Genomic DNA, 12,302 nt, shown 5'->3' with positions numbered 1-12,302 from the left:
CGGCATTCGAGAATCCAGAAGGAGCGACACCCATGCCCATCAACCGACCTTTGCCCCGCAGGCTCGCACCGGCCGTCACGGTGACGGCCGGTGTGCTCGCACTCCTGACCGCCTGCGCGAGCGGCGACGTCACGGCCGGGCTCCCCGGCGTGGCCGGCGTTCCGGCCGCCTCCCCGACCCAGGGGCCGGGCGCTTCCTTCAACGCGGCGGATGTGACGTTCGCCCAGATGATGACCGAGCACCACAGGCAGGCCGTGAAGATGGCCGAGCTGGCCCGTACGCGTACCCGAGACCCGGAGATCAGGAACCTGGCGGCCACGATCGACAAGGCTCAAAGGTTGGAGATCACCACCATGACGGGCTGGCTGGCGCGGTGGGGCGAACCCGCGACGCCTTCCGGAGGAATGCGGGGACACCGCATGCCCGGAATGATGACCGGCGAGGACATGAAGAGGCTCGGCGCGGCCAGGGGCAGGGAATTCGACCGCATGTTCCTGCAGATGATGATCGCCCATCACCAGGGGGCGATCGAGATGGCCGGAATCGAGCGGACTCAAGGGTCCGACCCGGAGGCCGGGAAACTGGCCACGACCATCGAGGCCACTCAGCGGACGGAGATCGGGCGGATGCGGAAACTGCTCGACCGGCGCTGAACCCAGCCGCCTCAGGGATTCCGCACGCTCGCCCCTCCGGACCCGGTGCCGGCCCGGCCGGGTGTCAGGACGGCGGCCACGAGGGCCGCGGCACCTGCGGCGACCGCGGCGAGGACGTAGCCGTTGGTGAACCCCGAGAGCGTGTCCCCGACCAGGCTGGCCGCTGCGACGCTGGAGATGGCGGCGGCTCCGATGGAGGCGCCGAACTCGTGGAACGTGCTGACGATGCCGGAGGCGATGCCGGACTCGTGCGGGGCCACCTGGCCCAGAGCGGTCGCCGAGGCGACGACGAACAGGGCGCCGGTCCCGGCGGCCGCGAGCGCCGTGCCCGCCACCACGGTCACGGTATGCGTCGACAGGGCGGGCACGGCCATGCCGATCGCGGCGGTGAGCAACCCGGCCACGGCGAGCCGGCGCGCTCCGGCCCGGGCGATGGCCCGGCCGGTGAGGTCGGCCCCGAGCATCGTCGCCGCCGCGACCGGAAGGAACAGCAGACCGGTCTGCAGAGCGCCGAAGCCCTGGGCGTGCTGGAAGTAGAACGTGCCGAGGAAGAACACCGCGACCATCAGCGCCGTCGCCATCACGATGAGGAACGTGCCGGTGGCCACCGGGCGCCGGACCAGCAGTGTGACGTCCATCAGGGGCGAGGCGGCGGTCTTCTGCCTGGCCACGAACGCCAGGTAGCCCGTCGCGGCCGCCAGCAGGAGCCATCCGGTCGTGGCGGTGAGCCACCCGTGGTCCCCGGCGCGAGTGATCGCGTAAATCACGGCACCGGACGAGGCGGTGACCAGCAGCGCACCGAGCACGTCGAGCCGGGCCCTGGGCGCGGCCACGCCGTGGTGCGGCAGCATCCGGGCAAGGGCGACGAGGATCACCAGCCCGATGGGCACGTTGACGTAGAAGACCCACGGCCAGCCCGGGCCGGCGGTGAGCAGCCCTCCCAGCAGCACGCCGAGAGCCGCGCCCCCACCGCCGAGCGCGGACCAGACGCCGAGCGCCTTGTTCCGCTCGTCGCCGTCGAACAGGGTCACCAGAAGTGACAGGGCCGACGGAGACAGCAGCGCCGCACCGGCTCCCTGCGCGATGCGTCCGCCCAGCAGCATGCCGGCGGAGTCGGCGAACCCGGTCACCAATGACGCCACCGTGAAGATCAGCAGGCCGGCGAGGACCACTCGTCTGGCCCCGGCCAGGTCGGCGAGCCGCCCGCCCAGCAGCATCAGGCCGCCGAACGTCAACGTGTACGCGCTGACGGTCCACGTCAGCGCCTCACGGCTCAGGTCCAGGTCGGTCTCGATGTGCGGGAGCGCGATGGCCACGACCGTGACGTCGAGGATCAACATCAGTTGGGCCACCCCGAGAAAGGCCAGGATGCGCCATCGCGACGGATGAGCCGAGCTGTCCGGCGGAGATGGTTCGTGGATCTCATGGTGCGTCACCGAGAGCCTCCAGCTAACTCGTATGGTTGTGTACGACTTCGAGCCGTGAGAGTAACACGTATATCCACGTACGAGTTAAGGTGGTGGCATGCCTACCGTCTCTGCCGGTCCGCGCCGGCGCGCGGACGCCGAACGCAGCATCGCCCGCATCGTCTCCGCAGCGCGCGAGCGCCTGAGCAGCGATCCGGACGCGAGTGTCGACGACATCGCCAAGGCCGCCGGAGTGGGCCGGATGACGCTCTACGGCCACTTCCGCACCCGGGCGGAACTCGTCGAGGCCGCGCTGGTCGACGCGCTGCGCGCCGGCGAGGAGGCGCTGTCGTCCGTCGATCTCACCGGAGACGCCCGAGACGCCCTGGCCCGGCTGCTCGACTCCAGTTGGGCCCTCGTGGCCGAGTCCATGGCGTTGTCGAGCGCCGCGCAGAAAGCCCTTCCCGCCGGGCGCGTTCGCGAGCTGCACGCCGCCCCCGCGCGGCGCGTCGAAGAGCTCATCCGCCGCGGCCAGGACGACGGCGTGTTCCGCACCGACCTGCCGATCTCCTGGCTGATCAATGTCCTGCACTACATCCTGAAAGGCGCCGCGGAGGAGAGCCGCACCGGGCGCATGGAGACGGGTGAGGCCGCCCGCGTCGTCATCGCGACGGCACAGGCGATCCTGGTCTCCGCCCCGCCGGACTCTCACGCGCCACCGAAGTAGCGCGCCGCCCCGTGCTCCCGGCGGGCGTGGCCACCACCGGGATCGGCGAGCCCGCGCGGAACCCGAACACTCCGTGCCACCGGCTCACGAACTCACCGCTCGCGCCCCGCCCGTTGTGATTTCCCGGACGCCGACGTCGCCGAGATCCCGTCGTCCTCCCCCGGTGGCGATGTCGGCGAGTCCCGACCCCATTGGCAATTTAACCCCTAGGGGGTATGTTGAGGTCGCAGATCGAGATACCCCACCCAGGTATCCGTGAGAGGAGACCCTTATGTGCACGGCATGCGCGTGCGGTACCGCGGAGAGCGTCTCCGCGCAGGTGGAGACCGGCGGCGGGAGCGTCTACCAGGTCAGCGGGATGACCTGTGGGCACTGCGTCTCCTCGGTCTCCGGCGAGATCGGCAAGGTCGGCGGCGTGAGCGACGTTCAGGTCGACCTGGCCACCGGCGCCGTCACCGTCAGCGGGGCGGGCTTCTCCGACGAGGAGATCCGCGCGGCCGTGGACCGGGCGGGCTACACGGTGGCCGACGCCTCCTAGGGCGACTTCGCCCGAGAGAACGAACGGTGGGCGTGCACTGGCATGCACGCCCACCCACGGGGCCGACCGGACTCGACGTCACACCCAACCCCATGACGCATCCTGCCATCACGGCGTGGATGCGAGGAATCAGGAGCGCGGCATGAACGCCGTCGACCCCCGCAGGTGGCAGGCACTCATCGTGCTCGCCGCCGCGCAGTTCATGGTCATCATGGACACCTCCATCATCGGCGTCGCGCTGCCCGACATGCAGCGCGACCTCGGCTTTTCCCCCGGCGACCTGCAGTGGGTGTTCAACGCCTACGTCATCGCCTTCGGCGGCCTGCTGCTGCTCGGCGGCCGGCTGTCGGACCTGTTCGGCGCCCGTAGGATCTTCACCGCCGGCTGGATCATCCTGATCGCCGGTTCCGTCGTCGCCGCGCTGGCGGGCGAGGCCTGGATCGAGATCCTCGGCCGCGGCGTCCAGGGCGTCGGCGGCGCGCTCATCGCGCCGTCCTCGATGACCCTGCTCATGATGCTCTTCGGCCACGACCCGCGCGAGCTGGGCAAGGCCATGGCCCTGTACGGCGCGGCGGCGCCGGCGGGCGGCACCGCCGGGGTGTTCCTGGGCGGCGTCATCACCGAGTACCTCAGCTGGCCCTGGGTGTTCGTCGTCTACGTCCCGATCGGCCTGGCCACCCTCGCGGCCGTCCCCGCCCTGCTGCCCGCCGTCTCGGGCAGGCGCGGCTCGGTCGACGTACTGGGCGCGATCTCGGTCACCGCGGGTGTCGCCCTGGCGGTCCACGCCGTCGTCCGGGCCCCCGAACAGGGCTGGGGCTCGACCACCACGCTGCTGGAACTCGCCGGAGCGGTCGCGTTGCTGGCACTGTTCCTGGTGATCCAGCGCACGGTTCGCGAGCCTCTCATGCAGCTTCGCGTATGGAGGACGCCCGGCCTGGCCGCCGCCAACCTCGCGATGGCTCTGCTGGGGGCCGCCTGGATCCCGATGTGGTACTTCCTCAACCTCTACCTGCAGCAGGTGCTCGGCTACGGCGCCTTTCCCAGCGGCGCGGCCCTGCTGCCGATGACCGTCGCCATCATGATCTTCATGATCGGCGTCACCGCGAGGCTGCTGGGCCGGTTCGGCGCCAAGCCGCTGATCGTCGCCGGCCTGCTCGTCCTGGCCGTGGGCCTGGCAGGGTTGTCGCTCGCCAGGCCGGGCGGGACGTTCGCCGTCGACGTGCTGCCCGCCTCACTGATCGCCGCGGTCGGCATGTCCCTGGCCTACATCCCGGCCATGATGTCGGCCATGTCCGGGGTGCGGCCCGAGCAGAGCGGTCTGGCCTCGGGGATCGTCAACACCACCTACCAGGTCGGCTCCGCGCTCGGCCTGGCCGTGATGACCGCGATCGCCACCTCCCGGGGGGCCGCGCAGCCGGGGAACCTGCCCGCGCTCACCGGCGGTTTCCAGGCCGCCTTCATCGGGGCCGCGGCCGTGGCCGCCGCCGGTGCCGTACTGACCCTGCTGCTCATGCGCACGCCGAAGCAGGCGGCGCGAACGCGGCCGCAGGAGCCGCAGCCGGCCGGTGTGTGACGGTTCCGGGGGCGCGTCGCAGGCGCGCCCCCGCAACGCCGCCGCGGATCGCGCCTGGCGACCCAAAACTCCGGAATACCATACGGGGGTATCCTGTTGTAGGAGATGACGACGAAGGGCGGGGACATGCACGGCTACACCCACAACAAGCAGGACCACCTGCGGCGGCTGCGCCGGATCGAGGGGCAGGCACGGGGCCTGCAGCGGATGGTCGAGGAGGACAAATACTGCATCGACATCCTCACCCAGGTGTCGGCGGCCAACCGGGCCCTGCAGTCCTTCGCGCTGTCCCTGCTGGAAGAGCACCTGGCGCACTGCGTGGCCGAGGCCACCGCCAAGGGCGGCGCCGAGGCCGAGGAGAAGGTCAAGGAGGCCACCGAGGCCATCGCCCGCCTCGTCCGTTCCTGATCGACGAAACCCAGCACACAGAAGGAGTGATCGCTATGACCACCACCTACACCGTCACAGGCATGACCTGCGGCCACTGCGTCTCCTCCGTCGAAGAAGAGGTCGGCGGGGTCCCTGGCGTCACCGGCGTCGACGTGGATCTGGCTACCGGCCTGGTGACCGTCCGCAGCGAGAGCCCGATCGACACGGCGCAGATCACCGCCGCGGTCGCCGAAGCCGGATACGAAGTGGTGACTCCGTCATGAACACACCGGCCAGGCTGGGCGCCTACGCCCTCGGACTCGTCGTGATCTTCGGCGGCGCTCTGGGGGCCGGCAATGCGGTGGGCGCGAGCGGACCCGCCCCCACGGCGGACGCTCACCCGATCCACGCGACCCCGACCGCGAGCCAGGCGGGCGATCACGCAACCCACACCGACCCGGCCCCTGCCCCGGCCACGACCGGCAAGCCCGTTCCCGGAGGTCTGCAGGTGTCCCAGGACGGTTACACCCTGCTGCCCCAAACCCTCACACTCCAGCCGGGCAAGACGACGGATTTCCGGTTCAGCGTGATCGGCCCCGATGGAAAGCCCGTCACCGCCTACCGGACAGAGCACGGCAAGAGGCTGCACCTCATCGTGGTCTCCCGCGATCTGGGCAGCTTCCAGCACCTGCACCCCGAACTGACCGGCGACGGCGTGTGGTCGGTGAAGCTGACCCTGCCCGAGGCGGGCACCTACCGGGCGTTCGCCGACTTCGCCCCCGAGGGCGGCCGCGGGCTGACGTTGGGCGTCGACCTGCAGGCCCCCGGCGCCCAGGAACCCGAGGCGCTGCCCGCGACGAGCCGTACCGCCACGGTCGACGGCTACACCGTCACCCTGGACGGGGACCTGACTCCCGGCGCCTCCAGCAGGCTCACCCTCAAGGTCGGCAAGGACGGCCACCCCGTCGCCGACCTGCAGCCCTACCTGGGCGCCTACGGTCACCTGGTCGCCCTGCGCGCCGGAGACCTGGCCTACCTGCACGTGCACCCCGACGGGGAACCAGGTGACGGTAAGACTCCGCCGGGCCCGCGGATCACCTTCTACGCCGAGGTGCCCAGCCGCGGCGACTACCGGCTGTTCCTGGACTTCCAGCACGAGGGAACCGTGCGCACCGCCGACTTCACCGTCCGCGCCGGTGAACTCCCCGCCCCGGCCACGACGCCGAGCCCGGCGGCGGCCACGCCGTCCGCATCCGCCTCGCACGGCGACCACGACCACTGACAGCCGGCATGACGAGCGAAAGGAGCAGGTGATGTCCTCCCTCACCGACGACAGGGCCCAAGACACGGTCGAACTCTCGATCGGCGGCATGACCTGCGCGTCGTGCGCCAACCGGATCGAGCGCAAGCTCAACAAGCTCGACGGCGTGAGCGCGACCGTGAACTACGCCACCGAAAAAGCCAAGGTCACCTTCGGTGAAGGCGTCGATCCTCAGACGCTGATCGCCGAGGTGGAGAAGACCGGCTATACCGCCGCGCTCCCCGCGGAGCCGAAGGCTGACAATGCGCCGGGCGAGGCGGGAGGTGAACCGGCCGATGAGCTCGCTCCGCTGCGCCAGCGTCTGATCACCTCGGTGGTGCTCGCCGTGCCGGTGATCGCCATGTCGATGATCCCGCCCCTGCAGTTCGTCAACTGGCAGTGGCTGTCGCTCACCCTGGCCGCCCCGGTCGTCGTCTACGCCGGCTGGCCCTTCCACCGGGCCGCCTGGACGAACCTGCGCCACGGCGCCGCGACCATGGACACCCTGGTCTCCCTCGGCGCCGTCGCCGCGCTCGGCTGGTCGCTGTGGGCGCTGTTCTTCGGCACGGCGGGCACGCCCGGCATGACCCACCCGTTCGCGTTCACCATCGAGCGCACCGACGGCTCGGGCAACATCTATCTGGAGGCCGCCGCCGGAGTGACGGCGTTCATCCTGGCCGGCCGCTACTTCGAGGCCCGCTCCAAGCGCCGCGCGGGCGCCGCCCTGCGGGCCCTGCTGGAGCTGGGGGCCAAGGACGTCGCCGTCCTGCGCGACGGTGTCGAGACCCGCGTCCCCGCCGAGGAGCTCAAGGCGGGTGACCGGTTCGTCGTCCGGCCCGGCGAGAAGATCGCCACCGACGGCGTGATCGAAGAGGGAACCTCCGCCATCGACGCCTCCATGCTCACCGGCGAATCGGTGCCGGTGGAGGTGCGCCCCGGCGAGGCGGTGACCGGCGCGACCGTCAACGCCGGTGGCCGCCTGCTCGTCCGCGCCACCCGCGTCGGATCCGACACCCAGCTGGCCCGGATGGCCAGGCTGGTCGAAGACGCTCAGACGGGTAAGGCCCAGGTCCAGCGGCTGGCCGACCGCATCTCCGGGATCTTCGTGCCGGTCGTGATCGCGTTGGCCGTCGGCACGCTCGGCTACTGGCTGGGAATCGGCGACGGGGCCGGGGCGGCCTTCACCGCCGCGGTGGCCGTGCTGATCATCGCCTGCCCGTGCGCCCTGGGTCTGGCCACGCCGACCGCCCTGCTGGTCGGCACCGGGCGCGGCGCCCAGCTCGGCATCCTGATCAAGGGCCCGGAGGTGCTGGAATCCACCAGGAAGATCGACACCGTCGTGCTCGACAAGACCGGGACCGTCACCGAGGGCAAGATGACCCTGGTCGGTGTCCATCTCGCCGACGGCGAGGACGAGACGCAGGTGCTGCGCCTGGCGGGCGCCCTGGAGCACGCCTCCGAACACCCCGTCGCCCAGGCCGTCGCCCGAGGAGCGGCCGAACGCGTGGGCGAGCTGCCCACCCCCGAGGACTTCGCCAACCGCGAAGGCCTCGGCGTACAGGGCATCGTCGACGGACACGCCGTGCTGGTGGGCCGCCCCGCGCTGCTCGCCGAGTGGTCCCAGCACCTGCCCACCGGCCTGGAGCGGGCACTCGCCGAGGCGCAGGCGGCGGGCCGCACAGCCGTCGCGGTCGGCTGGGACGGCCGGGCTCGCGCGGTCCTGGCGGTGGCCGACACCGTCAAGCCCACCTCGGCCGAGGCGATCCGACGGCTACGCGCCCTGGGCCTGAGGCCGGTGCTGCTCACCGGCGACAACGAGACCGTCGCGCGGTCGGTCGCGGCCGAGGTCGGCATCACCGAGGTCATCGCCGAGGTGCTGCCCGCCGGCAAGGTCGACGTCGTCAGGCGGCTGCAGGCCGAGGGCAGGTCGGTGGCCATGGTGGGTGACGGCGTCAACGACGCCGCGGCGCTCGCCCAAGCCGATCTGGGCCTGGCCATGGGCACCGGCACCGACGCGGCCATCGAGGCCTCCGACCTCACCCTGGTCCGCGGCGACCTGCGGGTGGCCGCCGACGCCATCCGGCTGTCACGCCGCACCCTGGCCACCATCAAGGGCAACCTGTTCTGGGCCTTCGCCTACAACGTGGCCGCCCTGCCCCTGGCCGCGCTCGGCCTGCTCAACCCGATGATCGCCGGGGCCGCGATGGCGTTCTCCTCGGTCTTCGTGGTCGGCAACAGCCTGCGCCTGCGCACCTTCACATAGCGAGACACCGGTGCGGCCGCGTTCGAGCACGTCCCCGACCGACGCCGGCCGGTGATACGACCACAGGCACTCCATGATCGTGGACTCCAGGTCTCCCGGACCGCGCATCAGGCGAGACTTCCCTCTACCGGCTGATCACTTACCGCCACCGGCCGTCGTAGAGGTCCGACCGTGCGTCACCTCGGCCCCCGGCCCGCCGGTCGCCGGGGGCGCGATCCGGGCGGGCCCGCGGCCCGCGACCTCCGGCACAAGGAGTGTTGTCCATATACCCCCTACCCGTATAAGGTGAGTGAAGTGTCGAGACAGTGCGCAGACCGGGAGGCTGTGATGGCGGAATCGATGGGTTCCAGGGATCATGCCGGACACGACGAGCCCCACGGGCACGACCACCTCGGGCACGCCGGTCATGCGCAGAAGGCCACCTGGCGAGTAGCCGCCTCGGCGACCTTGCACTGCCTCACCGGGTGTGCCATCGGTGAGGTGCTCGGCATGGTGATCGGCACGGCTCTGGGATGGCCGAACGTGCCCACCATCGTCCTGGCCATCGTGCTGGCCTTCTTCTTCGGCTACGCGCTCACCCTGGTCGGGTTGCGCAGGGCCGGCGTCGACTGGCGCAAGGCCCTGCGACTGGCGCTGGCGGCCGACACCCTGTCCATCCTCGTCATGGAGATCGTCGACAACGGGGTGATGATCGCCGTCCCCGGCGCCATGGACGCCGAGCTGACGTCCGGCCTGTTCTGGGGCGCCCTCGCCTTCGCCCTCCTGGTGGCCTTCCTGGTCACCACGCCCATCAACAAGTGGATCATCGGCCGGGGCAAGGGACACGCCGTTGTCCACGCCTACCACCACTGACGGGCACCGGCGAGCACCGACCGGATACGCCCGATGCTCGACGCCCAGCAGGCCGCCTCCGTGGAAGCCGTGCGCCTCGAAGGCCTCCTCCATGGCGCCTGCCGTGCCGCGACGGTCCTGCCGGGCAGGCCGCCCTCTCGATCCGCCGCGCTCCTCAGGCCGAGGGGCGCGAGGCCCGGACGTAGTAGAGCATGACCGGCAGGTCGCCCTCGTCGGTGATGTGGAATCCGGCGTCGGGGATCAGGTCGCCGAGCAGGTCCCGAGGGCTGTGCCGCATCGCGGGGCCCGACACCATGCCGACGAGATGGGCGAGCAGGTGGTTGGCGGGCGGGCGGAACTCGGCGATCAGCAGCCGCCCGCCCGGCCGCAGTACCCGGAACATCTCCCTTACGGCGGCGCCGCGCTCGGCGGCCGGCATGTGGTGGACGGCCAGGCTGGAGACCACCACGTCGAAGGAGGCGTCGGGCAGGTCGAGCGCCTGCCCGGCGCCCGCGACGTAGGAGCAGTTGCCCGGGGCGCGTCGGCGGGCATGGTCGATCATGGGTGGTGAGGGGTCGACGCCGGTCACGTGGCCTGCCGGGCCGACGAGCGGGGCCAGGATCCGGGTCAGGTAGCCGGTGCCGCAGCCGACGTCGAGCACCTGGTCGCCCGGCCGGGTTCCGGACAGCGCCGCCAGGCGGGTGAAGATCTCGCGTCGTCGCCCGAGCAGGCCGATGTCGGCCGCGATGTCGTAGGCGCGGGGGTGATCGATCGTCCCGCCCTCGTCGGCGTGCTCGGCGTGATCGTGGAGCAATCTGCCCAGTCCCATTACCGTTCTCCTCTCGAACAACCTGTTCAATAATGAATGATCCGTTCGTTAGCATGACGGGGTCAACAACCACTTCCGCCTTGCTGTGCCATACCGAACAGGACCGGTGAAGTGTCCGGAAACACCGACAGGCGGGTGCGGCGCACCCGGCAGGCGATCCAGCGCGCGCTGGTGGAGCTGATCCTGGAGAAGGGGTATGAGCCGGTGACCGTCACCGACCTCATCAACCGCGCCGACGTCGGGCGCTCGACCTTCTACGCCCACTTCGCCGACAAGCAGGCCGTGTTGTTCGCCAACCTGGACGAGATCGCCTTTCTGCATCCGGCCCCGAGTACCGACGGCCCGCTGTTCGGTTTCAGCCTGGCGATGTTCGAGCACGTACAGGAGCAGCGCAGGCTGGTGCGGGCATTGCTCGGACGCCGTGGTGGCCGGATGGTGATGGCCCACGGCGAGCAACTGTTGCAGGCCGTCATCCGCGACGAGCTGCTCGCCCGGGGCGGGCGCGCCGGTGCCTCGCTCGATCTGGTGGTCACCTGCGCCGTCGGGGCGTTCATGGCCTTGGTGCGCAAGTGGGTGGACGGGGAGATCGACGCCACGCCGGCCGAACTGGACGCGGCGTTCCACATGACGATCACACCCGGCGTACGAGCGTTACTGGCTCGGACGTGAGACCGGCGCGAAAGGCCGCCGGATCGTGACACGCCACCGGCTGGACGGCATGCTCCTGAAGACCTCCACAACCTGGGCGTATGCCATTTCAGCATAGATTTGCCTGTTTCCGTCTTTGACGGCATCGGATGCCGGCGTGAGACTTCTCTCCGCCCCGATCCATGACAGGAAGGCATCCCACCGTGCCCACCCGGCTTCTCCGACGCGCCGCGCTCCGGGCGCTGGCCTCCCTCGCGCTCGTCCCGATGGCGGGGGTCACCGCGACCGGCCACGCGTCCGCCGCCCCGTCCACCGTCCCTGCCGCGCCGGCGCCGGGCCAGATCCGGGCCGCGAAGGAGCTGCGCGCGCTGGAGGCGTCCTTCAAGGGCCGGATCGGCGCGTACGCCGTCGACACCGCCACCGGCGCGACGATCGGCCACCGGTCGGGCGAGCGTTTCCCGATGCTGTCCACCTTCAAGGCGATGGCCGCCGCGGCCGTGCTGCACAGGGCCCGCACCTCCGAGCCCGGCCTGATGGACAAGGTCGTGCGCTGGACGGCCGCCGACCTGCGGGAGCATTCCCCGGTCACCGGGAAGCACGTGAAGGACGGGCTGACCGTCGCGCGGCTGTGCGAGGCGGCCGTCACCCGGAGCGACAACACCGCGGCCAACATGCTGCTGAGGCAGATCGGCGGCCCCGCCGGCCTGACCCGCTACCTCCGGACGCTGAAGGACCCGATCTCCCGGCTGGACCGGTGGGAGACCGAGCTCAACGACTGGAGTCCCAAGGAGAGGCGCGACACCACGACGCCCGCGTCCATGGGCCGTGACCTGCGCGCGGTCACGGTGGGGAACGCCCTCCACGCCAAGGACCGGGAACGGCTGAACGCCTGGCTGATCGCGAACACGACCGGGGACGCCCGCATCCGGGCGGGCCTGCCCAGGACCTGGACGATCGGCGACAAGACCGGTACGAGCTCCAGGTACGGGGCGGGGAACGACATCGCGGTGGTCTGGCCGGGCAGGTCGGCCGCCCCCGTCATCATGTCGATCTACACCAACCGCCGGACCGCGGACGGCGCCGTCGACGACAAGGTGGTCGCGAAGACCGCCACCATCCTCGCCCGCGGCCTCGGCAGGCTCTGATGCCGGGACAGCGTGAAGAG

13 protein-coding genes are annotated in these 12,302 nt (G+C 71.0%); 11 read left to right on the top strand and 2 right to left on the bottom strand.

Annotated features, from left to right (window positions below; all coding sequences use genetic code 11):
• The first annotated feature begins 32 nt into the window (after positions 1-32).
• On the top strand, positions 33-653 hold the full coding sequence (locus tag ACTOQ3_RS37575; RefSeq protein WP_440088357.1) for a DUF305 domain-containing protein: 621 nt from the start codon (positions 33-35) through the stop codon (positions 651-653).
• Between the two features lie 11 nt (positions 654-664).
• Here the strand turns inward: ACTOQ3_RS37575 and ACTOQ3_RS37570 are convergent, their stop codons facing one another.
• On the bottom strand, positions 665-2,005 hold the full coding sequence (locus ACTOQ3_RS37570) for an MFS transporter (protein WP_440088355.1): 1,341 nt from the start codon (positions 2,003-2,005) through the stop codon (positions 665-667).
• A gap of 172 nt (positions 2,006-2,177) precedes the next feature.
• Here ACTOQ3_RS37570 and ACTOQ3_RS37565 point away from each other — a divergent pair, with 172 nt between their 5' ends.
• The 8 genes from ACTOQ3_RS37565 (at position 2,178) to ACTOQ3_RS37530 (ending at position 9,681) form a co-directional block, all read left to right on the top strand.
• Complete coding sequence (locus ACTOQ3_RS37565) at positions 2,178-2,786, top strand: TetR/AcrR family transcriptional regulator (RefSeq protein WP_440088353.1); 609 nt, start codon at positions 2,178-2,180, stop codon at positions 2,784-2,786.
• 271 nt (positions 2,787-3,057) lie between these two features.
• Positions 3,058-3,324: a heavy-metal-associated domain-containing protein gene (locus ACTOQ3_RS37560; protein WP_440088352.1), complete on the top strand. Its 267-nt coding sequence runs from the start codon at positions 3,058-3,060 to the stop codon at positions 3,322-3,324.
• A 142-nt stretch (positions 3,325-3,466) separates the two neighbouring features.
• Complete coding sequence (locus ACTOQ3_RS37555; protein WP_440088351.1) at positions 3,467-4,897, top strand: MFS transporter; 1,431 nt, start codon at positions 3,467-3,469, stop codon at positions 4,895-4,897.
• 126 nt (positions 4,898-5,023) lie between these two features.
• Positions 5,024-5,305, top strand: coding sequence for a metal-sensitive transcriptional regulator (locus tag ACTOQ3_RS37550; protein WP_389925783.1), 282 nt, complete (start codon positions 5,024-5,026; stop codon positions 5,303-5,305).
• Positions 5,306-5,340: 35 nt separating this feature from the next.
• Positions 5,341-5,550 carry a heavy-metal-associated domain-containing protein gene (locus ACTOQ3_RS37545; protein WP_440088350.1) on the top strand — a complete coding sequence of 70 codons (210 nt, stop codon included), beginning with the start codon at positions 5,341-5,343 and terminating at the stop codon, positions 5,548-5,550.
• Positions 5,547-6,548: a hypothetical protein gene (locus ACTOQ3_RS37540; protein ID WP_440088349.1), complete on the top strand. Its 1,002-nt coding sequence runs from the start codon at positions 5,547-5,549 to the stop codon at positions 6,546-6,548. The genes ACTOQ3_RS37545 and ACTOQ3_RS37540 overlap by 4 nt, the downstream gene beginning before the upstream one ends.
• A 31-nt stretch (positions 6,549-6,579) precedes the next feature.
• Positions 6,580-8,829: a heavy metal translocating P-type ATPase gene (locus tag ACTOQ3_RS37535; RefSeq protein ID WP_440088347.1), complete on the top strand. Its 2,250-nt coding sequence runs from the start codon at positions 6,580-6,582 to the stop codon at positions 8,827-8,829.
• 327 nt (positions 8,830-9,156) lie between these two features.
• Positions 9,157-9,681, top strand: coding sequence for a DUF4396 domain-containing protein (locus tag ACTOQ3_RS37530; protein WP_440088345.1), 525 nt, complete (start codon positions 9,157-9,159; stop codon positions 9,679-9,681).
• Between the two features lie 154 nt (positions 9,682-9,835).
• Here ACTOQ3_RS37530 and ACTOQ3_RS37525 read toward each other — a convergent pair whose 3' ends face one another.
• Positions 9,836-10,489, bottom strand: a complete 654-nt coding sequence (locus ACTOQ3_RS37525) for a class I SAM-dependent methyltransferase (RefSeq protein ID WP_440088344.1) — start codon at positions 10,487-10,489, stop codon at positions 9,836-9,838.
• 111 nt (positions 10,490-10,600) lie between these two features.
• Here ACTOQ3_RS37525 and ACTOQ3_RS37520 point away from each other — a divergent pair, with 111 nt between their 5' ends.
• Both ACTOQ3_RS37520 and bla read left to right on the top strand, forming a co-directional pair.
• The gene (locus tag ACTOQ3_RS37520; protein ID WP_440088343.1) at positions 10,601-11,158 is read left to right on the top strand and encodes a TetR/AcrR family transcriptional regulator; all 558 of its coding nucleotides are present in this window, start codon (positions 10,601-10,603) and stop codon (positions 11,156-11,158) included.
• Between the two features lie 182 nt (positions 11,159-11,340).
• Positions 11,341-12,282 carry a class A beta-lactamase gene (bla, locus tag ACTOQ3_RS37515; RefSeq protein ID WP_440088342.1) on the top strand — a complete coding sequence of 314 codons (942 nt, stop codon included), beginning with the start codon at positions 11,341-11,343 and terminating at the stop codon, positions 12,280-12,282.
• Positions 12,283-12,302: the final 20 nt, after the last annotated feature.

The organism is Streptosporangium sp. LJ11 (genome assembly GCF_051918945.1).
Taxonomy (GTDB): Bacteria; Actinomycetota; Actinomycetes; order Streptosporangiales; family Streptosporangiaceae; genus Streptosporangium.
The sequence above is the reverse complement of the archived record's forward strand: the minus strand, read 5'-3'. Positions and strand labels throughout refer to the sequence as shown.